Source organism: Aeromonas encheleia (genome assembly GCF_900637545.1).
GTDB lineage: Bacteria > Pseudomonadota > Gammaproteobacteria > Enterobacterales > Aeromonadaceae > Aeromonas > Aeromonas encheleia.
Genome location: NZ_LR134376.1, coordinates 1,653,085 through 1,675,556, shown reverse-complemented (window position 1 = coordinate 1,675,556; position 22,472 = coordinate 1,653,085). Strand labels below are relative to the sequence as shown.

Sequence of the window (22,472 nt, the reverse complement as noted above, 5' to 3'; positions counted from 1 at the left end):
TCTCACGCCTGCCCGCTGCATTTTGGCGGCAAGATCCCTATAATGGCGCCATCTCGCACCGACCAGTCTCCTCATGTTCGTTCTCAGACCCTATCAGACAGACGCAGTCAACGCCGTCATCCAGCACTTTCGTCAACGTCCGGATCCCGCCGTGGTGGTATTGCCAACCGGCGCCGGCAAGAGCCTGGTGATCGCCGAGCTGGCCCGCAAGGCCCGTGGCCGGGTGCTGGTGCTGGCCCACGTCAAGGAGCTGGTGGAGCAGAACCACGCCAAGTACGAGGCCTGGGATCTGCGTGCCGACATCTTCGCCGCCGGGCTGGATCGCAAGCAGGCCAGCGCCCAGGTGGTGTTCGGCTCGGTGCAGTCGGTGGCCCGCAACCTGGCTGCCTTCGATGGCGCCTTTTCGTTGCTCATCATCGACGAGTGCCACCGGGTCTCGCTCGATGATGACAGCCAGTACCATCAGGTGATCGGCCATCTCAGAGCCACCAACCCGGCCCTCAAGATCCTCGGCCTCACCGCCACCCCCTACCGGTTGGGGCTGGGCTGGATCTACCGGCGCCACTATCACGGCATGGTGAAGAGCCACGGCGAACGGCTGTTTGGTGACTGCGTGTTCGAGCTGCCGCTGCGCTACATGGTGAAGAATGGCTACCTGACCCCGCCCCGGCTGGTCGATGCCCCCATAGTCCACTACGACTTCAGCAAGCTGGTGCCACGGGAGAACGGCCTGTTCAGCGAGGCGGATCTCAATGGCGAGCTCAAACGCCAGCAGCGGGTCACCCCCCATATCCTGAGCCAGGTGCTGGAATACGCCGCCGATCGGCAGGGGGTGATGATCTTCGCCGCCACCGTCGAGCACGCCCGGGAAATTCAGGGGCTGCTGCTCGCCAAATCCCAGACGGCGGCCCTCGTCACCGGCGAGACCCCGGGCCCGGAGCGGGATGCCCTCATCCACGCCTTCAAGGCGCGGGAGATCAAGTTTCTGGTCAACGTGGCGGTGCTCACCACCGGCTTCGATGCCCCCCATGTCGATCTCATCGTGATGCTGCGCCCCACCGAATCGGTGTCGCTCTATCAGCAGATCGTCGGCCGGGGCTTGCGCCTGTCGCCGGGCAAGGCCGATTGCCTGGTGCTCGACTACGCCGGCAACAACTTCAACCTGTTCGCCCCCGAAGTGGGTGAGCCCAGGCCCCATGCCGGCACCGAGCCGGTGCAGGTACCCTGCCCCGCCTGCGGCTTTGCCAACACCTTCTGGGGCAAGACCGACGAGGATGGCAAGGTGATCGAACACTACGGCCGCCGCTGTCAGGGGCTGTTCGAGGATGACGAGGGCAACCGGGAGGAGTGCGACTACCGCTTTCGCGCCAAGATTTGTCCCGCCTGCGGCGCGGAGAACGACATCGCCGCCCGCCGTTGCCAGAGCTGCGATCAGTTGCTGGTAGATCCGGACGACAAGCTCAAGGAGGCGCTCAATCTCAAGGATTGCATGGTGATCCGCTGCGCCGGCCTCGCGCTCGCGGCTGGCCGGGGCAAACAGGGGGAGCGGCTGGAGGTCACCTACCACGATGAGGACGGCCTGACCCTGACCGAATACTTCGGCTTTCACTCCCTGGCCGCACGGCGCTTGTTTCAACAGCACTTTGTGCGTCATCATTGGCCCGCCCCAGGCCTGGAGCCCGAATTCACCACCCTGGACAGCGTGCTGGCGGCCGGCACCCAGTTTCGTCATCCGGATTTTGTCATCGCGCGCAAGTCCGGGCGCTTCTGGCAGGTGAAAGAGAAAATTTTTGATTATCAGGGTCGATACCGTACCGCGGACACCCTGAGTTAGCGCCCGCTTCTTGCTGGCAGCTGTGAGAGCGAGTCATTGGCTACCAGGATCGATGTCGTACCGCGGACACCTTAGTGAGTGCCTGCTCCAGGCGAGCGGGTGAGAGAGTAAATGGTTGGTTATCAGGGTTGGCATCGCACTGCCGACCCCTTCGTCAAGTTAGAGGATCTTATGCAGCGGCTGTTGATTGGTTTTTGTGCTCTGTTTTCCATGGTGGCCCACGCCACCCCGCTGACCCCGCCCAAGGGGGGCCAGTACGCCATCATAGTACAAGGCAACGGCGGGGTTGAATTCGCCCGTCACGCCGACGACATGATAGCGCCCGCCTCCACCATGAAGGTGCTCACCGCCCTGGCCGCCCGCCTCGAACTCGGTGCCGACTTCCGCTTCGCCACCGACGTGCAGGCCCAGCCCGGCGCCAAGCAAGGGGACGTCATCAATGGCGATATCTGGATCAACTTCGTCGGCGATCCCACCCTGTCACGGATGGATCTGGTGGCCCTGTTCAAGCAGCTCGGGGTCACCCGCATCCAGGGCAATGTCTACGTCAACACCGGTGCCTACAACGGCTACGAGCGCGGCAACGGCTGGTCATGGGGGGATCAGACCCTCTGCTTCGCGGCGCCTGTCTCCTCCGTCATCATCGACAAGAACTGCGCCTACGGCACCATCACCGCCACCCAGATTGGCAAGCCGGCCATCGGCAACGTGGCCACCGGCGTGCCCATCGGCATAGGAGCCGACAACGTGGAGGTGATGAGCTATGGCGACATGGCGCGCCAGTTCTGCGCCCTGGAAGTGGACATGGCCAAGGGCAACTTCTATGAGCTCAAAGGCTGCATCAGCCCGAGCAAGGAGCCGCAGGGCCTACGCTTTGCCATCCACGACGTGGAAGCCTGGGGCTGGGACAACATCCGCTGGGCCATGAACCGCGCCGGCATCAGCCACGACGGCCTGCTGCGCGTCACCCACAAGGCACCGGTGGGTGCCGAGACTCTGGCGACCCACTACTCCGTCTCCCTGCCCGTCATGCTGAGCAAGATGCTGAAGAGATCGGACAACCTCTACGCCGACACCTTCCTGAAGACGGTGGGTCGCCACTATTACAACAAGCCGGGCAGCTACCGCAGCGGCACCATGGCGGTACGCGCCATCCTGACCAAGAACGGCATCGATCTCGGCAACGCCACCCTGGCCGACGGCTCGGGCCTCTCCGCTCATAACCTCATCAGCGCGCGCCAGATGCTGTCGGTGCTGAACTTCATCCAGAAGAATGATGCCGAGCTCGACTTCATCAAGTTGCTGCCCAGCGCCCAGGTCGACGGCACCCTGGCCTGGCGCCGCAGCGTCACCGCCCCCATGATGAAGAACAAGGTGCATGCCAAGACCGGCACCATCACCGGCACCTCCAACCTGGCAGGTTTCATCGACACGGCGAGCGGTCAGCGCAAGGCCTTCGTCATGTTCCAACGCGGTCTGTCCCAGGATCCGGCCACCCACGAACGCTACCGTGCCAGCAAGGCACCCTGGCCCTGGACCGGATTTGAGAAAGGAGTGCTGGAGAGCATCTACCAGCAGCAACCCATCCAGATTGCCGAGCAATAAATCGGGCTGAGCCTTGCCAGCAGCAACCCATCCAGATTGCCAAGCAACAAGCGGCTGGCTATCGAAGATGCCGAACATGGGTATCGGCAATTTCCACTTTGACTGACCCTGAGGCGGGGCTATGCTGTGCCCTGCCTCATATCACGGAGAAAAAAGATGTTTGTAGAAATTTTTGGTCGTCCCGGTTGCCCCTATTGTGTCCGTGCCAAGCAGCTCGCCGAGCAGCTGGTCGAAGAGCGTGACGATTTCGAGTTCCGCTATGTGGACATCAACGCCGAGGGTCTGACCAAGGACGATCTGGCCGCCAAGGCGGGCAAGCCCGTTACCACTGTGCCGCAGATCTTCCTGGATGAGCAGCACATCGGTGGCTGCACCGATTTCGAGGCCTATGCCAAGGCCAATCTGGGCCTCTGATCCCAGCATCATCTGCATATAAAAAAGGCGCTCTCTGGCGCCTTTTTGCATCATGGCCACCGCCGCACTGGCTCAGTCCAGCGGGGTGAAGCGGCTCACCACCGCCCCCTGATGCTCGATCCACTCCATGAACATGGCGACGGGGCGGGCATAGACGGCCCCATCCTGCTCGGACTGATAGATGACCAGCGACTCCTGGGTTTCGGTATGAGTGGCCAGGGTGAGAACCCGATAATGGCCTCCCTTGAAGTGACGGTAGCGACCGGGTGCGGGTGCGCGCATGGCAATGCCTCGATGAGATGATGAAAAAGCCCGTCGGACGAAGTCCCGAGACGGCCAGGACCAGGGGCTGATGCCGGTTTCCTGATCCAGCCAATCGTGCCAGATGGGATGAATATTTCAATACACTAGGGCGGCCTGGTGAAAGCATTCCTCATCTTTCACTGGTTTCTCGCCAGACAGACAAACGATCCTGCTGAAATCAACAAATTGGTAACCCTGTTTGATGGTGAAAAATCAGGGATTTATTCCAGAAATAAGATTGTTCTAGCATTCAATTCTGTGAAGAATAGGGGCAAAGAAATTAGATACTAAAACTCGCTTTCTGCCAACGCGCCCCCAGGGGAAGGAATCACGCTCACCATGTTCACTATCGACAAGTCGCACAAGCTCGACGATGTCTGCTATGACATCCGCGGCCCGGTGCATAAAGAGGCTCGCCGTCTCGAAGACGAAGGCCACCGCATCCTCAAGCTCAATATCGGCAACCCGGCCCCGTTCGGTTTCGATGCACCGGAGGAGATCATCAAGGATGTGATCCTCAACATGCCCCAGAGCCAGGGCTATTGCGACTCCAAGGGGCTGTTCTCCGCCCGCAAGGCGGTGATGCAGTATTACCAGCAGAAAGGGATGCGCAAGGTCGACATCGATGACATCTACATCGGCAACGGCGCCAGCGAGCTGATCGTGATGGCCATGCAGGCGCTGCTCAACAACGGCGACGAGATGCTGGTGCCCTCCCCCGACTATCCGCTGTGGACCGCGGCCGTCACCCTCTCCGGCGGTCATGCGGTGCACTACCGCTGCGATGAAGGGGCCGACTGGCATCCGGATCTGGACGACATCCGGGCCCGCATCACCCCGCGCACCCGCGGCCTGGTGCTGATCAACCCGAACAACCCGACTGGCGCCGTCTACGGCAGCGAATTCCAGCTGGAGCTGATCGAGATCGCCCGCCAGCACAACCTCATCATCTTCGCCGACGAGATCTACGACAAGATCCTCTATGACGACATCTCCCACACCAGCGTCTGTACCCAGTGTGACGATGTGATGGTGGTGACCTTCAACGGCCTCTCCAAGGCCTATCGCGCCTGTGGCTTCCGCCAGGGCTGGATGGTCATCACCGGGCCCAAGGGCCGTGCCAAGGGCTATATCGAGGGGCTGGAGATGCTGGCCTCCATGCGGCTCTGTGCCAACGTGCCCATGCAGCACGCCATCCAGACCGCGCTCGGTGGCTACCAGAGCATCAACGAGCTGATCCTGCCGGGCGGCCGGCTGCGTCGCCAGCGGGACAAGGCCTGGGAGCTGCTGAACGAGATCCCGGGGGTCTCCTGCGTCAAGCCCAAGGGGGCGCTCTACATGTTCCCGCGCCTGGATCCCAAGGTGTACGACATTCGCGACGATCAGAAGATGGTGTTCGACCTGCTGCAGCAAGAGAAGCTGCTGCTGGTGCAAGGCACCGGCTTCAACTGGCCGGCGCCGGATCACTTCCGGCTGGTGTTCCTGCCCCGTGAAGAGGAGCTGGAAGAGGCCATAGGCCGCCTCGCGCGCTTCCTCAGAGGCTACAAGCAGTAAGCCCCCGTGCTTCACAACAAAGGCTCCCGAGGGAGCCTTTTCTATTGCGCCCATCCCTGGGCCGCACCAACAAAAAAGCCCCGTCTGTGACAGAAGGGGCTTTTTGCAGGCCGGGAGCGGGAACCGCCCCGGCCCAGGGTCGGCTTACAGCTCGACCACGTCGAAGCGCACGTCCGGATTCACATCCGCATCGTAATCCACCTCGTCCAGACCAAAGCCAAACAGGCGCAGGAACTCCTGCTTGTAACCGGTGTAGTCGGTAAGCGTGGACAGGTTCTCGGTGGTGATGGAGGGCCAGAGATCGCGGCAGGTCTGCTGCACGTCGTCACGCAGCTCCCAGTCATCCATGCGGATGCGGGCCTGCTCGTCCAGCACCAGCTCCTCGCCATAGAGGCGGGTGCGCAGCATGCGGTCGACCTGCTCCATGCAGCCTTCGTGGATGCCCTTCTCCTTCATGATCTTGAAGGCCATGGAGATGTAGAGCGGCATCACCGGAATGGCGCTGGAGGCCTGGGTCACCACGGATTTGAGCACGGCCACGTGAGCGGTGCCGCCCTTGCCGGCCAGATCGCCACGGATGGCGGTGGCGGCGCGGTCCAGATCTTCCTTGGCGCGGCCCAGGGTGCCATGCCAGTAGATGGGCCAGGTCAGATCGGTACCTATGTAGGAGTAGGCAACGGACTTGGCGCCGTCGGCCAGCACGCCCGCATCACGCAGGGCCGCCATCCACAGCTCCCAGTCCTGACCGCCCATGACGGTGATGGTGTTCTGGATCTCTTCCTCGTTCGCCGGCTCGACGGTGGCGGTGATGATCTGATCCTTGTTGGTATCGATGGCGGTGGTGGTGTAGGTCTCGCCGATGGGTTTCAACGCGGAGCGCACCACTTCACCGGTATCCGGCATCTTGCGCACCGGCGAGGCCAGGGAGTAGACCACCAGATCGATCTGGCCGAGATCGGCCTTGATGAGTTCGATCACCTTGGCGCGGCACTCGTTGGAGAAGGCATCGCCGTTGATGCTCTTGGCGTACAGGCCGGCCTCTTTGGCCGCCTTGTCGAAGGCGGCGGAGTTGTACCAGCCGGCGGAGCCTGTCTTGGTCTCGGAGCTCGGCTTTTCGAAGAAGACGCCAATGGTGGCGGCGCCGGAGCCGAAGGCAGTGGCAATGCGCGAGGCCAGGCCGTAACCGGTGGAGGCGCCGATCACCAGTACCTTCTTGGGACCATTCTCGATGGTGCCCTTGGCCTGGGTGTAAGCAATCTGGCGACGAACATTGGCTTCACAACCGACCGGGTGAGTGGTGGTACAGATAAAGCCGCGAACCTTGGGTTTGATGATCATAGGGGGTCTCGACACCGTTAAATGAATGAAATCGGGGCATAAGATACCTCATTGTGGCCCGTTATGGTGCTCTGATGTGTTGAACTGCCTGGAAAACCGGCAAAGTGCCGTCGCCCGCCGCGAAAAATGAAAAATCCGTTGGTGCAAGACAACACCCTCAACCCAATCGGGTGTATCAACCTCAGAGACCTGGAAACTACCCAGTGCGAAAGCCGTTTAAAGAGGGGTAAAAGGCCGGTGAATCAACAGCAGGCCCAGTGATAGCACCGGCCCGGTAAAATGCCTTCTGGCTAATGGCCCCCCCCTCGCACTACCACCACTCCACCGCGAACAGCGCCCCCGGCAGGATGAAGCCCGTGTCTGCCAATGGTGGCAGCGCGATGGTCTGGGTGCGCCTCGGCATAGTCTTGGCCAGGGCCACCAGCTGGCGCTCCAGCTGCTTGACCTCGGAGGCCAGCAAGCGTTCCAGGTCGGTCAGCACACGGGCCTGCCCGGTACCGGCTTGCTGTTGCCAGCTTGTCACGGGAGAGCACGCTGGCCAGTTCGAGCTGGGTCAGGGCATCGGCGGATTGATTGAACTGCGCGATAAGTTCCTACTGCTGGCTTAAGCCATCCAGCGTTTGCGCCAGGCGTTCGGTCTCGGCAGCGGTCTCATCGGAGATGGGTCCCAGCTGCTGCACCTCTCCCGCCAACGCTGCCAGCTCCTCGCGGCCGGTAACCTTGGCCGCCAGCTCTAGCGCGAGTTTGAGGGTGGAAGAGATAGACATGGAGCATTCCGATCAGATTCAGAGTTGCCCCATGGTAAAGGGATGGCACAATAGGTAGGTTTATGGCGTATTACTGAGGCATGTCACAAGGAAGAGAACTTGGCATGGCACAATCTGGAACCAAATGGCAAAATACCGCCTGTATTATTCAATCATATGAGCTTCTGGTGTTATGAAAGAAACGGTCTTACGAAATCTCTGGTGGATTGCATTTGGGGTTGCTTTCATTTTACTCATTGACCATAGTTTGAAAATTGTAAATCTAACCGTTGATACGACTTCAATTCTATTATTAGTCGTTATGCTTCTCAGCCCTTTCGTGGCCGCAGTTAAGAAAATAAAGTTCGGGGATTTTGAAGCTGAAATAGATATTAATGAAATTCGTAAGATAAAATCGGAAACCGAAAAAACGCTCAACGAAACCCAAGAAACTCGTGAAGAACAAGCTGAAATATATGCTACTAGTGATGCAATCAAGGCGTTAGCAGAATCAGATCCAGTAATAGCTTTAGCAAAAATCCGTATTGAGCTTGAAAAAATTCTTGGACAACTTGCTCGTTTTAACTCGATTGCCGTTAGAAATCCCTCGCTTGGGATTCTTGTGAACCAACTCACTAACCAAGAAATAATCAACCATGATATAGGGAAAGCATTGCGAGAAGTTATTGCATTGTGCAACCGCGCAATTCATGGCGAAAGCATATCTGAAGAAGGTGCAAGAACAATTGTTGATGTGGGAATAAATTTACTCGAAGAATTGTATTGGCTTGCCAGAATGCAGGCATCTGACGGAACCGTAGTTCTCGAAGAGATCATTACTCCCGAACAGTCTGATGACTATTATTATAAGAAAAGGTATCGCCTTACATCGATAACCCCATACGTTGAAAACCCAAAAAAGGTTGTGCGAGAGTTAACTCAAGAACAGTTGAATGAAATTCTTCAAGGCTATGAAGAATATGCGGAGTTCATTGTAGAGTTGGTTGAAATCAAGAACAGCTAACTATCCGCACAGCAATATACTCACACCATAAACACGGCTATAATGAACGAATGGATAGGTTAACCAAAGAATGTTTAATGCATACATAAAATACGAACAAAAAGCCCATATGGCTATGAACCAGGTAGCAATTGTGTTTGATTTGGCTCGTTCGGCTGAAAAAATGTGTGAATGGAAAAATATAGGTAATGACAATAACGCTTGGCTTGAAGGGCCATTAATTGAAGCCCCAGAAAATAAAGTTAAAATTGATAGAAGCTTTCCTTACATTGTAAAAACAAGCATCGAATCTCGAGTTATTGCTGCAAGAGCAGATGTGGTTTTTCAGCGTGAGCTAGAGAGTGGTATGCGTAGGATAGATCTCCCTGAGGTTGATGGCTCCAGAGTGGCTCCCTACATTGCCAAAGCGGCGATAATTGAACAGTTCGAATTATTCAAGGAAATATGTATTCTCTTCAAAGCCCCATTCAATATTAAGCAAGCAAAGACGTTCCGTGGCGTTTTAGATGACACTCTTCTGGAGCGCTTAGCGGCTGCAGTTAAGAGACGAAACGAACTAACCCATCAGGATGAATGCCAACCACCGACTATGCGTGAAGCTGTAGAGTATTTTTATGACATTACGGAACTTGCTTTGCAGTTTGGGGAACTAGCAAGTGAAGGTGTCTTTGATAACAAATCCATTTAACAAATACGTTTATGGATAAGCATTGGCGGTAGTTAAGAAAAAACGGCAGGTCTCCCCGCCGTTCTCGTATCAGCTACACCGTTTCCGGCCGATCCACATAGAAAGGTGCGTCCTCGCCATCCAAGGCCAGCAGCTCCCCCTCCAGTTCGATCTCGATGGGCTTGTCGCTCAGGAAGTCCACCGCCTTCTTGGGGGCCAGGCTGGCACGGGGCACCGTCAAGATGATGGACTCCCCACCGATCACACTGCGCCCATCCAGGGTCAGTTTGGCCTTCACCTCCGGCTGCACGTTGCCGGCGATACGTGTGCCGGTCGGCGTTGTAACTGCCGCTCACCGTCACCGGACCACCGTCTGCCACCGCCCCCGCCTTGGTGGCGCGCAGCAACCCCAGGGCATAGTTGATCTCGAAGTCGGTGCCGAGCACCAGAGCAGTGGCGCCCTCCTTCACCACCAGGCCGGTGGCCGAGAGGTTGGTCTTGCCCAGGCTCACCCACTTGGGGTGCGCTGGCAGGGTCAGCGCCACCTCGGTCAGCGTCCCCGCTCCCTGGTTGATCGGGCTCTCCAGCCCCATAAAGGCGGCGGCCAGCAGCACCGGCGGGATCTCGCTGGTCTTGATGGTGACAGTGGCGGGCTTGGGTACGAAGTAGGTACCCCGCCATTAATTACATGTTCTTCACACATATTAATCGCAAATTTAAAGTTTCATTTTCAAAAACATTAATATAACTTCGCAGCATCTAGGCATCAATTAAAGGGTTGACACAGGACCCTCGCCTGGGTATTTTCTTGCTCCTGCATATTGTTATGCAGCACTTTAAATGACTGTGACTTGATGTTTTAAGGAGATGAGATGGCAATCATAGACTCAACAACTCAAGAGTTCCAAAGCTTTATTAAGAACGGTGGCTCGCTGACATTTACCGTTGATGCTCGCGATATCTCTGTTAGTGATTTCGAAGAGCTTGATAGCATCAAGCCAATTCTCTGCAGTGGCTTCGAAATCCCTCCGGCTCTCGTCATTCATGACCCACTGGAGAAGGAGGTAACACATAAATATGGCGACGAGTGGACTAACATAGTTGAGGAAGTATATAGCCGAGGTGGGCGCATTGTTTACCAAAAGCAACCTTCCGGCCAATTCCTTGCTACATGCACCATCCCTGCCAACGCCTGATATAAAGACTCTCTGGTTATTTAAAGTAAAACCCCGCCATGGCGGGGTTTTACTCGATCTGAGCAGCACCACTCTTGATATCCAGACAATCCAGGCTGATACCGGGGCCTGATCAATTGCCACTGCTCCGTCACTACCGCATGGGTTTAGGCTACCGGCAGCCCATGTTGGCGACCCAATTTCTCTATATTGCGACTGTTGAACTCATCCCGGATAGCCCTATCTCGCAACGCCATCTTGGGGTGTTCCCCGCTGGGGATATAGTCAACGCAACCGCCCATACAGTGCACCTCTGCCAGCACCGACTCACGGGCAGGGGCAAGCAATAGGTACAATATGACGCAGGGCCGCGCGACCGGGCCGATAGCCCGAATGTGACAGTGGATGGACTGACATTTAGATTGGATTTTGTACTGTTTTTTCCCACATAGCCCGTCACTACCCTGGAGCACCTTGAAGTGATGGGCTGTATGAGAGCCACCGCACAGGCAAACCGGCCGGCAACGCCAGAACACCTTCATAAACTGTGGCAATCTGTCATGAAGCGGCTCGCCGCAGCGACTACTGTTTCAGATACCCGATGCAATCAGCAAGTAACCTGCCCAGGCTTGGTTGTGCAGGCACCGCATTCAAGGAGGAGTCCATGTCACGCATTCTGGCCATCTGCCTCACCAGCCTGATTCTCACTGCCCCGCTGGTTACCCAGGCCGCCGTCTATCAATGCACAGTCAACGGCCGCGTCAGCTTCAGCGACATCCCCTGCAGCGGTGACGCCAAACCCATGGACTTGCGCGTCTACACCCCACCGGTCGAGGCGGTGGCAGAGGCCAGCAAGCAGACCCAGGAGATAGAAAAAAATCTGGCCGACAGCCAGAAGCAGCGCCAGATTGCGACCCTGCGCGCCGAGATGGAGGCCAAACAGCAGAAGATGAAAGGTGAGATCGCCAGGTTCAACGGGGCCACGACATCCCAGACCGGCGAGCCACGCTCCGCCGCCGAGATACAGTCCCTGACCCGCCGCCATCAGAGCGACATGGAGGCCCTGAACAAGCAGATCACGACCCTTCAGCAGCAGAAATAGACAGGCTCAGGTGCCAACGTCGGCGCCTGAACCTGCAAACTGGAATGAAAAGGGGGAGCCAAGGCTCCCCCATTGCTACTCCCTCAATACTGGGTTTCGAAAGCGGCCTCGGTGACCCCGGCCGGCAGCGCCAGGGCGCCGGGCGTGGTCTTGCTGACCACCAGCCTGCTGGCCAGGGTGAAGGTCAGCGGCTCTATGGCCGACACCTCGCTGGACGGGGCCACATACAGCTTGTAGGTCCCGGGCTCGATGACCCACTCGCTGTTGAGGTTGTCGAAGCTGGCCAGCCAAGTGGCCGGGATCTCGAAGCTCAGCGTCTCGCTTGCCCCCGCCGCCAGCAGGCCGGTCTTGGCGAATGCCTTGAGCTCGATGGCCGGCTTGCCGAGGGTGCCCGCCGGCGCGGCCACATAGACCTGGGCGGCCTCCTTGCCCGGTACATCGCCACTGTTGTACACCGTCGTCGTCAGGCTCAGCTTGCCCCCTTGCTCGGTGAGGCTGTTGGCCGTGATCGCCGTGTTCTTGTAGTCGAAGCTGGTGTAGGAGAGTCCATAGCCAAAGGGATAGCTCACCCCCTTGCCGAAGGTCGCATAGTAGCGATAGCCGACATAGATGCCTTCGTTGTAGTAGTGGGTATCTATGGTGCCATCACCGTCGGTGTCGGTACCTGGGAAGCCCTTGGACGAGGGCACATCTGTGTAGCTGAGGGGGAAGGTCTGGGTCAGCTTGCCGCTGGGGTTGACGGCCCCCGACAGCAAGTCGGCCACCGCATTGCCCGCCTCCTGCCCCGGCATGTAGGCCAGCAGGATGCCGTCTACCTTATCCTGCCAGGCGCTGGTGTCCATGACGCCACTGATGTTGAGCACCACCACCACCTTCTTGCCCTGGCCGTGGAAGGCGGCCGCGACGTCGTCGATCAGGCTCTGCTCCACATCCGACAGCTGGTAGTCGCCCTTCAGGTTCTGGCGATCCACCCCTTGCATGGAGTTGCGGCCCAGGGTGATGACGGCGACGTCATTGCTGGCGGCGTAGGCGCCGATGTCGCTCGGGCTCAGCGCCGGCTCCGGGCAGCTCACCACGGTGGAGATGCCACCGAAGTCGCTCGATGTCTTGTTCGCCTCGAAGAAGCTGCGATAGAACTCCTTCAGCCCGGCATCGACGGCGAACTGCTGCGCCAGCCCGTCCACCATATTGACGGTATGGGCCGCGTTCACATCACCACTGCCGGCCCCACCTTTCAGCGTGTTGATCTGGGTGATCCCGAAGGAGGCGACCTTGCTGCCCTTGGTCAAGGGCAGACTGGCCTGGCTGTTTTTCAGCAGCACCATGCCGTCGCTGGCCGCCTGCCGGGAGAGGCGAGCATGGCCGTCGAGATCCGGCGCATTGCCGGCCACATAGCCCTGGTTCGATGGCATCTTCAATACCTGGGTCAGGATCCGCACCGCCCCCTGCGCTATGGTATCGGCGCTCAGATCCCCGGCGGCATAGGCCTCCTGCAGGCCGGTCAGGGCATCCCCGTAACCGTATGGCAAAGCCGGTCCACCCGGTTCAATCAGGTCATTGCCCGACTTGATCATCGCGGCATAGCTGCCGTCCCCCGACCACCAGTCGCTCATGACGAAGCCCTCGAAGCCCCATTCGTCCCGCAGCACAGCGGTGTTGAGATCGGCCCACTGCCCGGTGTAGGTGCCGTTGACCTTGTTCATGGCGGTCATCACCGCCCAGGGGTTGGCGTGCTCCTCCGCGTATTGGAAGCCCCGCAGATAGATCTCCCGGATGGCTCTTGGGGAGATGATGTTGTCCACGATGGAGCGCGAGGTCTCGGCATTGTTGGCGATGAAGTGCTTGATGGTGGTTCCCACCCCCTGGGCCTGGGCCCCCGCCACCTCGGCGGCCCCCATCACTCCCGACACCAGCGGATCCTCGGAGAAGTATTCGAAGTTGCGACCGTTGAGCGGGTCGCGCTGGATATTCATGCCGGGTGCGAGCCAGACATCCAGCCCGTACTCCTTGATCTCATTGCCGATGGCGGCCCCCACCTGCTTGACCAGGGCCGCATCCCAGGTCGAGGCCAGCAAAGTGCCCACCGGGAAGGCGGTGCCATAAAAGGTGCCCGCTTCCCCATCCCGGGTCGGCGTGATGCGCACCCCGGCAGGCCCATCCGCCAGCTTGCTGGCCGCGATGTCCAGACCCGACTCGGCGTTGTATACCCCGTTGATGTAGCCCACGCTGCCGGGCACATCGCTCTTGAGGTTATTCAGGGCATCCTTGTTGGCCACGAAGGCGCCATTGGCAAACACATAGCCAGGCCCCACCAGCATCCCCAGCCGCTCCTCGGGCGTCATCTTCTGCACCATCCCCTCGGCGAGGGCGCGGTAATAGGCGTTATCCTTGTTGACCTCCGTCTTGGCGCTGGAGCTGTTGTCATTGCATCCTTGCGCCACCAGGGCCACTGCGATGGCAATGGCAACCCCACTCCATCTGTTGAGGTTATTATTATGTTTCATATGATTCCCTTTCATTCCATGTTCAGGTGAACAAACAAGCCAGAATAGCCTGTGCAGCGTAGCGCGAAGACAAGGGCGCCCGCTTTGCATCCGGGAGCGGGAATTGTGCATGGCGGTGGTGATATTCAATATCACCACCGCCATCACAGCGTTACATTCGGTTACAACAACAGACGTTAAGTTTCACTGCATTTGATCTGACGCGCAGTTATCTCACCGGGAAGATGCCTTAATCGCGCAGCGCAGCAGGATGCTGCCTGGCCAGCACAATAATACTTATCAGGCATGAAGGGACTTATATGGGGAAGAGCGTTTCCAATATTATCGCCAGATCGACGCTGCATTTCCTGCGCGAAAATGGCGTTAATACCGATGCCATCCGTGCGCAGTGTCAACTCAGCCAATATGAGCTGGATAAGAATGATGGCCGCATCTCGGACAAACAGCATCTGCGCTTTATTAGAGAGACGGAGCCATATGATTTCCTGTGGCAAGAGCGCATGCGCCAAACCGATGCAGATGACCAGATCATCAGCGGGGCCTACGCATTATTCCCGGAGCTGGTGGGTTATTGCCTCAATCAGAAAAATGCCGAGGAGGCGGTGCTCGGCTATATCCGCAACCGGGTCATCATCGGCAACTGCGACAACTTCGTCCTGCGCAAAGAGGGGGAGCATCTCGCCATCGGCTATGTCGAGGAGTCAGGCATGCCGCAGCGCAACTACTCCGCCATCGGCAACTTCATGCTGCTCAGGGCCCTCGTCCGTCTCTATGCCCCCACCACCGAGAGCGCCGTTTCCCTGCGCGGGAACGATGAGCGCGGGCGCAAGCGGCTCGATGATGCCTTCGGCTGCCACTGCCAGTTTGGGCAGGAGGCCAACATCATCTACTTCAAGGGGGCCGATCTGGCCAGCCCGGCCGAGACCTATCTGCCCCTGCTCAACAAGAATCAGCACCAGCTGATCACCCGCAAGGTGGCGGTGCTGGAACATGAGCAGGGTTTTTCATCCCTGATCTATTCCCTGCTCGATGAGGTCATCGAGAATGACCATATCCAGGATGAGACCAGTTTCATGGATCATATTTGTGCCGTCATGGGCATGAGTCGCTGGACCATCAATATTCGCCTCGGTCAGGAGGAAACCAATCTCAGCCTGCTATTAAAAAAGGTGCGAATAAATAAGTCCTGTCGCTGGCTGGCCGAAACCAACCTGAGTATTCAGGATATCAGCGAACGGCTGCGTTTCTCTTCCCTCTCGGTATTCTCGCGGTTTTTCTCGACCCATATGGGTTCTTCTCCCCTGCACTATCGGCGCCGGCTCGGTCAGCGGATCTGATGGGCCTCATATAAATAGATCTCATGTAAATGGGTGTGATGCCGATAATCTCGCCCCCAGGCCTGCAATCACATTCCGAATGGCACCATAATTATGGGGTGCCAATTGATGCGTATTTATGGCTGCATCCTGCATGATCGGGAGATCACCCTGTGATTATCTGGCCACGCAGGGACTAGCCTATTTTCAATAGTTCCTCACCCAGTAAATTAATCGGCACTGAAAATTAAAAATACAAAAAGTTCACCGTAATTCGAGTAGGGTTCATGGGATAGCGATGCTATTGTTAATTTACTCAGATTACGGTCAGTCTGTCATTCAAGGGTCTCATGGAGGAGCTCTGTTATGTTCTGGAAACGCACAACCAGCAAGGAAGCGAGTGAACAGGCGGCAAGAGTGATGGAGCTGGGGGCCTTCGAACAAGCCATCCAGTCCCAGGTTCCCTACATCCAGTTTACCCCGGCTGGCATAGTCACCTTCGTCAACGATCTGTTCCTGAAGATAGTGGGCTTTCAACGAGAGGAGCTGATCGGCAAGCACCACAGCGCGCTCTGCTTCCCGGAAGACGTCAAGACCCGTGAATACGAGAGCCTGTGGCAGGATCTGCGCGGCGGCACCGCGCGCAATGGCCGCTTCATCCGCCAGTCGAAGTCCGGCAAGGCCGTCTGGCTGGAGGCCACCTACTTCCCCATCATGATCGACGGCCGGGTGGCCAGGGTCGCCAAGGTCGCCTCCGATGTGAGCCCGCAACAAAGCTCACTGGAGCGCACCCAGGCCCTGCTGGCGGCGCTCGACAAGTCGCTGGCGGTGATCGACTTTCAACCGGATGGCACCGTCATCACCGCCAACCAGAATTTCCTCCACTGCTTCGGCTACCGGCTGGAGGAAGTGGTCGGCAAGCACCACCGCCAATTCTGCGATCCCGAGTTTTATCATAAGAACCCCAACTTCTGGCGGGATCTGGGCTCGGGCAGCATCAAGTCAGGGCTCTTCATGCGGTTGGGACGCCATGGCGAGAAGATCTGGCTGGAGGCGACCTACAACCCCATCTTCAACCACGAGGGCAAGGTGGTCAAAATCATCAAGCTGGCGAGCGACATCACCGAGCGGGTCGAGAAATCCATCTCCACTCGTGAGGCGGCCCAGAAGGCCTGCGCCATCGCCAGCGAGACCGTCTCGAGCGCCGCCAAGGGGCGCGAGGTGATCGACAAGGTGCTGGAGACCTCCCGCCACATCAACACCTCGGTCAACGAGGTCAGCAAGCAGATAGATCTGCTCAATCAGCAATCCAAGAGCATCGAGTCCATCATCTCGACCATCAGCGGCATCGCGGATCAGACCAACCTGCTGGCACTCAACGCCGCCATCGAGGCGGCCAGGGCCGGGGAGCAGGGCCGGGGCTTTGCGGTGGTCGCGGACGAGGTGCGGCAACTGGCCGCGCGCACCTCTAGCTCCACCAACGAGATCGTCTCGGTCATCAAGCACAACTCCGACATCACCTCGAAGATCACCCAGACCGTCTCCATCGTCTCCGACAAGGCGGTGGCGGGACAGGAGCAGGCCAACATCGTCTCCAGCGTCATCAAGGAGATCATCGAGGATGCCAACTCGGTCTCGGACACCGTCAAGAGCCTGTCCATCTAAGCGCTAGTCACAACAAAACACGGGGCCTGTCCCCGTGTTTTTGTTTGCTGACTGGGCTAGCCGTTATTCAGTTCGCGGCTCAATCCTCCCCCTGCAGGTAGCGTCTGGCATCCTCATCGGCCAATGCCAGGGCCGCCTCCCACAACTCGGCGATGCGCAGCCCCTCCTCGCCCACTGCCTCCTCCTCCAGCGCCTCCAGCGCCCTCGCATCGGCCAGGGTAAAGGGATGGTGGGTCAGCAGCGTCTGCGCCCTCGCCAGTAACATCATGCTGTTCATCGCTCGGCTCCTCACTCTCTGCACGCTTGCGCCATGCGGCCACACTGCTACTCAAAATGTAGCCAAGGTAGCCAACAAAGGGCCGCTGACCAACTCAGTCTGCGCGATGAACAGGGGACAAACCCCGGGTCTATGACGATGCCTCTGCCGCAGGCCTAAGCCACGACACCGGCCTGGGCACGGTCACAGTACCGGGACATGATCAGGGAAAAAGGAGGGAAAGGGGCACGACGCCCCCCTAAATTGGCCATCCGAATAATAACCATGCGGCCTTCCGGTTGTCTAAAGGCACCTAAAATCAGATAATACGGTCGCCTTCATACCGGATAACCCATCTCCCATGACTGAGTACCTGCTTTTACTGGTCGGCACTGTCCTGATCAACAACTTCGTGCTGGTGAAGTTTCTCGGCCTTTGCCCCTTCATGGGCGTCTCTGGCAAGCTGGAAACCGCCATCGGCATGGGACTGGCCACCACCTTCGTGATGACGCTGGCCAGCGCCTGCTCCTATCTGATGGAGCACTATATTCTGATCCCGCTGAACATCGCCTACCTGCGCACCCTCGGCTTTATCCTGGTGATCGCGGTGGTGGTGCAGTTCACCGAGATGGTCATTCGCAAGAGCAGCCCGACCCTCTATCGCCTGCTCGGCATCTTCCTGCCACTCATCACCACCAACTGCGCCGTGCTCGGCGTGGCGCTGCTGAGCATCAACGAACGCCACAACTTCATGCAGAGCATCATCTACGGCTTCGGCGCGGCGTGCGGCTTCTCGCTGGTGCTGATCCTGTTTGCCGCCATGCGCGAGCGTCTGGTGGCCGCCGATGTGCCCACCCCCTTTCGCGGCGTCTCCATCGCCATGGTCACCGCCGGGCTGATGTCGTTGGCCTTCATGGGCTTTACCGGCCTCATCAAGATATAGCGCTATGACCCATATACTCTTTGCCATCCTGGTGCTGGCCCTGCTGGCCCTGGCCTTCGGCCTCATTCTGGGCTTTGCCGCCGTCAAGTTTCATGTCGAGGCGGATCCCATCGTCGATCAGCTCGACGCTCTGCTGCCCCAGACCCAGTGCGGCCAGTGCGGCTATCCCGGCTGCAAGCCCTACGCCGAGGCGCTCGCCAACGGCGATCAGATCAACAAGTGCGTGCCCGGTGGCGATGCCACCATGCGCAAGATAGCCGACCTGATGGGGGTCGAGCCCCAGCCGCTCGGCGGCGGTGACGAGGCGGCGGTGCCCATCAAGAAGGTGGCCTTCATTCACGAAGACAGGTGCATAGGTTGCACCAAGTGCATCCAGGCCTGCCCGGTCGATGCCATCCTCGGTGCCACCAAGGCGATGCACACCGTCATCGTCAGCGAGTGCACAGGGTGCGATCTCTGTGTCGACCCCTGCCCGACCGACTGTATCGAGATGATCCCGGTTCCGACCACGGTCGATAACTGGAAATGGGATCTGGCCAAGGTCACCATTCCGGTCAAGATAGTGGAGTAACCATGCAGTCCTTGCTCGAACGTATCAAAGCCGGCACCCTCTGGGATTTTCACGGCGGCATTCATCCTCCCGAAAACAAGCACCAGTCCAGCCTGACACCTGTGATGGACGCGGGGATTCCTCCCCAGCTCATCATCCCGGTGCGCCAGCACGCGGGCCCGGCCGGCGATCTGCTGGTACGGGTCGGTGACAAGGTCAAGAAGGGTCAGCCGCTGACCCGCTATGACAAGGGCCGCATAGTGCCGGTGCATGCCTCCACCTCGGGCACAGTCACCGCCATCGACCTCCATACGGTGGCCCATCCGTCCGGCCTCGATGATCTCTGCATCACCCTCACCCCGGATGGGGAAGATGCCTGGGGAGTGCGCGACGCTCGCCCCGATTACTGGAATCTGGAGCGGGGCGAACTGCTCGAACGCATCCAGCAGGCCGGTATCGCCGGCCTCGGCGGCGCCGTGTTCCCGACCCACAGCAAGCTCGATGGCCGCGGCCAGCTCACCGAGATCCTGATCGTCAACGGCCTGGAGTGCGAACCCTACATCACCACAGATGATCGGCTGATGCAGCAGTATGCCGACGAGATCATGGACGGCATCCGGGTGCTCAAGCACCTGCTCAAGCCCAAGCTGACCCTGATCGGGGTGGAAGACAACAAACCGGCGGCCATCGACGCCCTCAACCGCCATGCCACAGACCCGGATGTACTGGTCAAGGCAGTGCCGACCAAGTACCCCTCCGGCGGGGCCAAGCAGACAATCGAGCTGCTCACCGGACGTCAGGTCCCCAAGGGCGGCCGGGCGGTCGACATGGGCATCATGGTGCTCAACGTCGCCACCGTGTTTGCCATCAAGCGCGCCATCATCGACGGTGAGCCGCTGATCGAGCGCATCGTCACCCTCACCGGGGATGCCTTCAAGAAGCCGGGCAACGCTTGGGTGCGCCTCGGCACACCGGTGCGCTGGCTGTTGCAGCGCTTCGAGCTGCAGCCGGAGGCGGATCAGCGCGTCATCATGGGCGGCCCCATGATGGGCTTCACCCTGCCCCACGCCATGGTGCCCGTGGTTAAGGCCACCAACTGCCTGCTCTCCCCCACCCGGGCCGAGCTGCCGCCCCCCGGCCCCGAGCAATCCTGCATCCGCTGTAGCGCCTGTTCCGACGTCTGCCCCGCCAACCTGCTGCCGCAGGAGCTGTACTGGTACAGCCGTGCCAAGGAGTACGACAAGGCCGAGGGGCTCAACCTGTTCGACTGCATCGAGTGCGGCGCCTGTGCCTGGGTCTGCCCGAGCGAGATCCCGCTGGTGCAGTACTACAAGATTGCCAAGGATGACATCCGCGAGGTCCACGCCGAGGCCGAGAAGGCCGAGCGCGCCAAGCAGCGATTCGAGGCCAAGCAGGCCCGCTTCGAGCGGGAAAAAGCCGCGCGCGAGGCCCGCCATGCCGAGGCGGCGGCCCAGCGCCGCCAGGCCATGACGACGGCGGGTGGGGAAGACCCGGTCGCCGCCGCCCTGGCCCGTCTCAAGGCCAAGCAGGCGGCCACCGCCGCCGGTGCAGAGGCGCAACCGGACAACGCCGCCATGATGGCGGCCCGCGAGGCCCGCAAGCAGGAGGCGCTGGCACGTCGCGCCGCCAAGGCCAGCGATGGCGACGAAACGGTCGCCACCATCACGGCGGTGACGCCCGAGGCAGATCCCAAGAAGGCCGCCATCGCCGCCGCCCTGGCCCGTGCCAAGGCGAAGAAGGCCGCCCAGGCTGCGGGGGAAGCGATCGCCGAGCCCGAGGCCAACACAGCCGAGGCCACTGTGACCGAACCGGCTCCCGTCGCCGAGGTCGATCCCAAGAAGGCGGCCATTGCCGCCGCCATCGCCCGTGCCAAGGCCAAGAAGGCCGCTCAGGCTGCGGGGGAAGCGGCCGAGGCCCCGGCGGTCGAACCGGCCCCCGCTGCCGACGTCGACCCCAAGAAGGCGGCCATTGCCGCCGCCATCGCCCGCGCCAAGGCCAAGAAGGCTGCCCAGGCTGCGGGGGAAGCGGTCACCGAGACTGAGGCCAAGACTGCCGAAGCCCCGGCGGTCGAGCCGGCCCCCGTCGCCGAGGTCGACCCCAAGAAGGCGGCCATCGCCGCCGCCATCGCTCGCGCCAAGGCCAAGAAGGCCGCCCAGGCTGCGGGGGAAGCGGTCGCCGAGACTGAGGCCAAAACAGCCGAGGCCCCGGCGATCGAGCCGGCCCCCGTCGCCGAAGTCGATCCCCGGAAGGCGGCCATCGCCGCCGCCATCGCCCGCGCCAAGGCGAAGAAACTGGCCGCCGAGGCTGCCGCTCAGGGCGAGACCGAGTCAGACCCACTTTCCGACAAGAGTCACTGATCCATGTTCAATATCGCGAGTGCGCCGTTTGCCCATAACCGCAAACAGACCCAGACCCTGATGTTGCTGGTGATCCTGGCCTGTCTGCCGGGCCTGCTGGCCCAGATCTGGTTCTTCGGCTGGGGAACCCTGATCCAGATCCTGCTGGCGCTGGCGACGGCGCTGGGCAGCGAGGCGCTGGTACTCAAACTGCGGGGCCGCCCCGTCAAACCGGCCCTGCTGGACGGCAGCGCGGCGCTGACCGCCGTGCTGATCGGGCTCTCCCTGCCCCCCCTGCTGCCCTGGTGGATGCTGGTGCTGGGCACCGCCTTTGCCATCATCATCGCCAAGCACCTCTATGGAGGGCTGGGCCAGAACCTGTTCAACCCGGCCATGGTGGCCTATGTGCTGCTGCTGGTCTCCTTCCCGGTCCAGATGACCAGCTGGTTGCCGCCGTCGAGCATAGCGGCCTATGACCTTGGCTTCGGTGACGCCGTCTCGGTGATCTTCACCGGCTTCAGCCTGGACGGCTACAGCATGCTGCAGCTCAAGCAGGGGGTGGATGGCCTGACCATGGCCACGCCGCTCGACACCCTGAAGACCGGCCTGACCCAGGGCCTCACCGCCAGCGAGGTGATGACCCACAAAGTGTTCGAGGGCTGGGGCGGCATCGGCTGGAGCTGGGTCAACTTGTGCTATCTGCTGGGGGGCCTGTTCCTGCTGCAGCAGAAGGTGATCCACTGGCGCATTCCGGTCGCCGTGCTGGGGGCCTTGCTGCTCTCTGCCACCCTGGGCTATCTGGCCACGCCGGACGCCACCGCCACCCCCATGCTGCACCTGTTCAGCGGCGCCACCATGTTGGGGGCCTTCTTCATCGCCACCGATCCGGTGAGTGCCAGCACCACCCCGCGGGGCCGGCTGGTATACGGCGTGCTGATCGGCGTGCTGGTCTACCTCATTCGCCGCTACGGCGGTTACCCGGACGCCTTCGCCTTCGCGGTGCTGCTGGCCAACCTGTGCGTACCGCTGATCGACAGCCTGACCCGCCCCAAGGTCTATGGAGCGCGCCGCAAATGACCTCATCTTTGACTTCTCATCCCAGCGGAACCGGAGCCACAA

22 protein-coding genes and 1 pseudogene are annotated in these 22,472 nt (G+C 59.8%); 14 read left to right on the top strand and 9 right to left on the bottom strand.

Annotated elements, in window-relative coordinates; all coding sequences use genetic code 11:
* Positions 1 to 73 precede the first annotated feature (73 nt).
* The 3 genes from EL255_RS07975 (at position 74) to EL255_RS07965 (ending at position 3,853) form a co-directional block, all read left to right on the top strand.
* Positions 74 to 1,834, top strand: coding sequence for a DNA repair helicase RadD (locus EL255_RS07975; protein WP_042654521.1), 1,761 nt, complete (start codon positions 74 to 76; stop codon positions 1,832 to 1,834).
* A gap of 171 nt (positions 1,835 to 2,005) precedes the next feature.
* Positions 2,006 to 3,439 (top strand): D-alanyl-D-alanine carboxypeptidase/D-alanyl-D-alanine endopeptidase, encoded by a 1,434-nt coding sequence (dacB, locus tag EL255_RS07970; protein WP_042654520.1) that lies wholly within the window; start codon positions 2,006 to 2,008, stop codon positions 3,437 to 3,439.
* A 156-nt stretch (positions 3,440 to 3,595) separates the two neighbouring features.
* Entirely contained in the window at positions 3,596 to 3,853 is a 258-nt protein-coding gene (locus tag EL255_RS07965) for a GrxA family glutaredoxin (protein ID WP_042654519.1), read from the top strand.
* A 72-nt stretch (positions 3,854 to 3,925) separates the two neighbouring features.
* Here the strand turns inward: EL255_RS07965 and EL255_RS07960 are convergent, their stop codons facing one another.
* Positions 3,926 to 4,135: a DUF1653 domain-containing protein gene (locus EL255_RS07960; protein ID WP_042654518.1), complete on the bottom strand. Its 210-nt coding sequence runs from the start codon at positions 4,133 to 4,135 to the stop codon at positions 3,926 to 3,928.
* A gap of 360 nt (positions 4,136 to 4,495) precedes the next feature.
* On the opposite strand from EL255_RS07960, the gene EL255_RS07955 reads away from it, so the two are divergent.
* On the top strand, positions 4,496 to 5,710 hold the full coding sequence (locus EL255_RS07955) for a pyridoxal phosphate-dependent aminotransferase (RefSeq protein WP_042654517.1): 1,215 nt from the start codon (positions 4,496 to 4,498) through the stop codon (positions 5,708 to 5,710).
* A 144-nt stretch (positions 5,711 to 5,854) separates the two neighbouring features.
* Here the strand turns inward: EL255_RS07955 and fabV are convergent, their stop codons facing one another.
* The 3 genes from fabV to EL255_RS21540 form a co-directional block, all read right to left on the bottom strand.
* Positions 5,855 to 7,048 (bottom strand): enoyl-ACP reductase FabV, encoded by a 1,194-nt coding sequence (gene fabV, locus EL255_RS07950; protein WP_042654516.1) that lies wholly within the window; start codon positions 7,046 to 7,048, stop codon positions 5,855 to 5,857.
* Positions 7,049 to 7,358: 310 nt separating this feature from the next.
* The gene (locus EL255_RS21545) at positions 7,359 to 7,571 is read right to left on the bottom strand and encodes a hypothetical protein (RefSeq protein ID WP_232018960.1); all 213 of its coding nucleotides are present in this window, start codon (positions 7,569 to 7,571) and stop codon (positions 7,359 to 7,361) included.
* Positions 7,572 to 7,641: 70 nt separating this feature from the next.
* Positions 7,642 to 7,815, bottom strand: a complete 174-nt coding sequence (locus EL255_RS21540) for a hypothetical protein (protein WP_232018924.1) — start codon at positions 7,813 to 7,815, stop codon at positions 7,642 to 7,644.
* A gap of 172 nt (positions 7,816 to 7,987) precedes the next feature.
* On the opposite strand from EL255_RS21540, the gene EL255_RS07940 reads away from it, so the two are divergent.
* Together EL255_RS07940 and EL255_RS07935 are read left to right on the top strand one after the other, a co-directional pair.
* Positions 7,988 to 8,818, top strand: a complete 831-nt coding sequence (locus EL255_RS07940; RefSeq protein ID WP_042654515.1) for a DUF4145 domain-containing protein — start codon at positions 7,988 to 7,990, stop codon at positions 8,816 to 8,818.
* 70 nt (positions 8,819 to 8,888) lie between these two features.
* Positions 8,889 to 9,506 (top strand): hypothetical protein, encoded by a 618-nt coding sequence (locus tag EL255_RS07935; RefSeq protein WP_042654514.1) that lies wholly within the window; start codon positions 8,889 to 8,891, stop codon positions 9,504 to 9,506.
* Between the two features lie 73 nt (positions 9,507 to 9,579).
* Here the strand turns inward: EL255_RS07935 and EL255_RS21535 are convergent, their stop codons facing one another.
* Positions 9,580 to 9,783 carry a hypothetical protein gene (locus tag EL255_RS21535; RefSeq protein ID WP_232018923.1) on the bottom strand — a complete coding sequence of 68 codons (204 nt, stop codon included), beginning with the start codon at positions 9,781 to 9,783 and terminating at the stop codon, positions 9,580 to 9,582.
* Between the two features lie 88 nt (positions 9,784 to 9,871).
* A pseudogene (locus tag EL255_RS21825) lies at positions 9,872 to 10,099 on the bottom strand (hypothetical protein); the annotation flags it as partial.
* A 258-nt stretch (positions 10,100 to 10,357) separates the two neighbouring features.
* On the opposite strand from EL255_RS21825, the gene EL255_RS07925 reads away from it, so the two are divergent.
* Positions 10,358 to 10,681 (top strand): hypothetical protein, encoded by a 324-nt coding sequence (locus EL255_RS07925; RefSeq protein ID WP_042654513.1) that lies wholly within the window; start codon positions 10,358 to 10,360, stop codon positions 10,679 to 10,681.
* A gap of 146 nt (positions 10,682 to 10,827) precedes the next feature.
* Here EL255_RS07925 and EL255_RS21785 read toward each other — a convergent pair whose 3' ends face one another.
* The gene (locus EL255_RS21785) at positions 10,828 to 10,917 is read right to left on the bottom strand and encodes a hypothetical protein (RefSeq protein WP_408608795.1); all 90 of its coding nucleotides are present in this window, start codon (positions 10,915 to 10,917) and stop codon (positions 10,828 to 10,830) included.
* 407 nt (positions 10,918 to 11,324) lie between these two features.
* Between EL255_RS21785 and EL255_RS07915 the strand changes: the two genes are divergently transcribed.
* Positions 11,325 to 11,762 (top strand): DUF4124 domain-containing protein, encoded by a 438-nt coding sequence (locus tag EL255_RS07915; RefSeq protein ID WP_042654512.1) that lies wholly within the window; start codon positions 11,325 to 11,327, stop codon positions 11,760 to 11,762.
* Positions 11,763 to 11,845: 83 nt separating this feature from the next.
* Here EL255_RS07915 and EL255_RS07910 read toward each other — a convergent pair whose 3' ends face one another.
* Positions 11,846 to 14,266 (bottom strand): beta-glucosidase, encoded by a 2,421-nt coding sequence (locus EL255_RS07910; RefSeq protein ID WP_042654511.1) that lies wholly within the window; start codon positions 14,264 to 14,266, stop codon positions 11,846 to 11,848.
* 500 nt (positions 14,267 to 14,766) lie between these two features.
* Between EL255_RS07910 and EL255_RS07905 the strand changes: the two genes are divergently transcribed.
* Positions 14,767 to 15,603 carry an AraC family transcriptional regulator gene (locus EL255_RS07905; RefSeq protein WP_170175996.1) on the top strand — a complete coding sequence of 279 codons (837 nt, stop codon included), beginning with the start codon at positions 14,767 to 14,769 and terminating at the stop codon, positions 15,601 to 15,603.
* A gap of 345 nt (positions 15,604 to 15,948) precedes the next feature.
* Positions 15,949 to 17,247 carry a methyl-accepting chemotaxis protein gene (locus tag EL255_RS21725; RefSeq protein ID WP_042654509.1) on the top strand — a complete coding sequence of 433 codons (1,299 nt, stop codon included), beginning with the start codon at positions 15,949 to 15,951 and terminating at the stop codon, positions 17,245 to 17,247.
* A gap of 79 nt (positions 17,248 to 17,326) precedes the next feature.
* Here the strand turns inward: EL255_RS21725 and EL255_RS07895 are convergent, their stop codons facing one another.
* Positions 17,327 to 17,524 (bottom strand): hypothetical protein, encoded by a 198-nt coding sequence (locus EL255_RS07895; protein ID WP_042654508.1) that lies wholly within the window; start codon positions 17,522 to 17,524, stop codon positions 17,327 to 17,329.
* Positions 17,525 to 17,864: 340 nt separating this feature from the next.
* Between EL255_RS07895 and rsxA the strand changes: the two genes are divergently transcribed.
* From rsxA to rsxD, 4 genes are read left to right on the top strand one after another with little or no spacing between them, the layout of a single operon-like run.
* Complete coding sequence (rsxA, locus tag EL255_RS07890) at positions 17,865 to 18,446, top strand: electron transport complex subunit RsxA (protein WP_042654507.1); 582 nt, start codon at positions 17,865 to 17,867, stop codon at positions 18,444 to 18,446.
* Between the two features lie 4 nt (positions 18,447 to 18,450).
* Positions 18,451 to 19,017, top strand: coding sequence for an electron transport complex subunit RsxB (gene rsxB, locus EL255_RS07885; RefSeq protein WP_042654506.1), 567 nt, complete (start codon positions 18,451 to 18,453; stop codon positions 19,015 to 19,017).
* A 2-nt stretch (positions 19,018 to 19,019) separates the two neighbouring features.
* A complete protein-coding gene (gene rsxC / locus EL255_RS07880) occupies positions 19,020 to 21,374 on the top strand; it encodes an electron transport complex subunit RsxC (protein ID WP_042654505.1) in 2,355 nt (784 codons plus the stop codon).
* Between the two features lie 3 nt (positions 21,375 to 21,377).
* On the top strand, positions 21,378 to 22,430 hold the full coding sequence (gene rsxD, locus EL255_RS07875) for an electron transport complex subunit RsxD (protein ID WP_042654504.1): 1,053 nt from the start codon (positions 21,378 to 21,380) through the stop codon (positions 22,428 to 22,430).
* The last annotated feature ends 42 nt before the right edge of the window (positions 22,431 to 22,472 follow it).

Bases quoted from the DNA above. Each gene is read 5' to 3' on its own strand.
- EL255_RS07975 (WP_042654521.1), top strand. From the start codon at position 74: ATGTTCGTTCTCAGACCCTATCAGACAGACGCAGTCAACGCCGTCATC.
- dacB (WP_042654520.1), top strand. From the start codon at position 2,006: ATGCAGCGGCTGTTGATTGGTTTTTGTGCTCTGTTTTCCATGGTGGCC.
- EL255_RS07965 (WP_042654519.1), top strand. From the start codon at position 3,596: ATGTTTGTAGAAATTTTTGGTCGTCCCGGTTGCCCCTATTGTGTCCGT.
- EL255_RS07960 (WP_042654518.1), bottom strand. From the start codon at position 4,135: ATGCGCGCACCCGCACCCGGTCGCTACCGTCACTTCAAGGGAGGCCAT.
- EL255_RS07955 (WP_042654517.1), top strand. From the start codon at position 4,496: ATGTTCACTATCGACAAGTCGCACAAGCTCGACGATGTCTGCTATGAC.
- fabV (WP_042654516.1), bottom strand. From the start codon at position 7,048: ATGATCATCAAACCCAAGGTTCGCGGCTTTATCTGTACCACCACTCAC.
- EL255_RS21540 (WP_232018924.1), bottom strand. From the start codon at position 7,815: ATGTCTATCTCTTCCACCCTCAAACTCGCGCTAGAGCTGGCGGCCAAG.
- EL255_RS07940 (WP_042654515.1), top strand. From the start codon at position 7,988: ATGAAAGAAACGGTCTTACGAAATCTCTGGTGGATTGCATTTGGGGTT.
- EL255_RS07935 (WP_042654514.1), top strand. From the start codon at position 8,889: ATGTTTAATGCATACATAAAATACGAACAAAAAGCCCATATGGCTATG.
- EL255_RS07925 (WP_042654513.1), top strand. From the start codon at position 10,358: ATGGCAATCATAGACTCAACAACTCAAGAGTTCCAAAGCTTTATTAAG.
- EL255_RS21785 (WP_408608795.1), bottom strand. From the start codon at position 10,917: ATGGCGTTGCGAGATAGGGCTATCCGGGATGAGTTCAACAGTCGCAAT.
- EL255_RS07915 (WP_042654512.1), top strand. From the start codon at position 11,325: ATGTCACGCATTCTGGCCATCTGCCTCACCAGCCTGATTCTCACTGCC.
- EL255_RS07910 (WP_042654511.1), bottom strand. From the start codon at position 14,266: ATGAAACATAATAATAACCTCAACAGATGGAGTGGGGTTGCCATTGCC.
- EL255_RS07905 (WP_170175996.1), top strand. From the start codon at position 14,767: ATGCGCCAAACCGATGCAGATGACCAGATCATCAGCGGGGCCTACGCA.
- EL255_RS21725 (WP_042654509.1), top strand. From the start codon at position 15,949: ATGTTCTGGAAACGCACAACCAGCAAGGAAGCGAGTGAACAGGCGGCA.
- EL255_RS07895 (WP_042654508.1), bottom strand. From the start codon at position 17,524: ATGAACAGCATGATGTTACTGGCGAGGGCGCAGACGCTGCTGACCCAC.
- rsxA (WP_042654507.1), top strand. From the start codon at position 17,865: ATGACTGAGTACCTGCTTTTACTGGTCGGCACTGTCCTGATCAACAAC.
- rsxB (WP_042654506.1), top strand. From the start codon at position 18,451: ATGACCCATATACTCTTTGCCATCCTGGTGCTGGCCCTGCTGGCCCTG.
- rsxC (WP_042654505.1), top strand. From the start codon at position 19,020: ATGCAGTCCTTGCTCGAACGTATCAAAGCCGGCACCCTCTGGGATTTT.
- rsxD (WP_042654504.1), top strand. From the start codon at position 21,378: ATGTTCAATATCGCGAGTGCGCCGTTTGCCCATAACCGCAAACAGACC.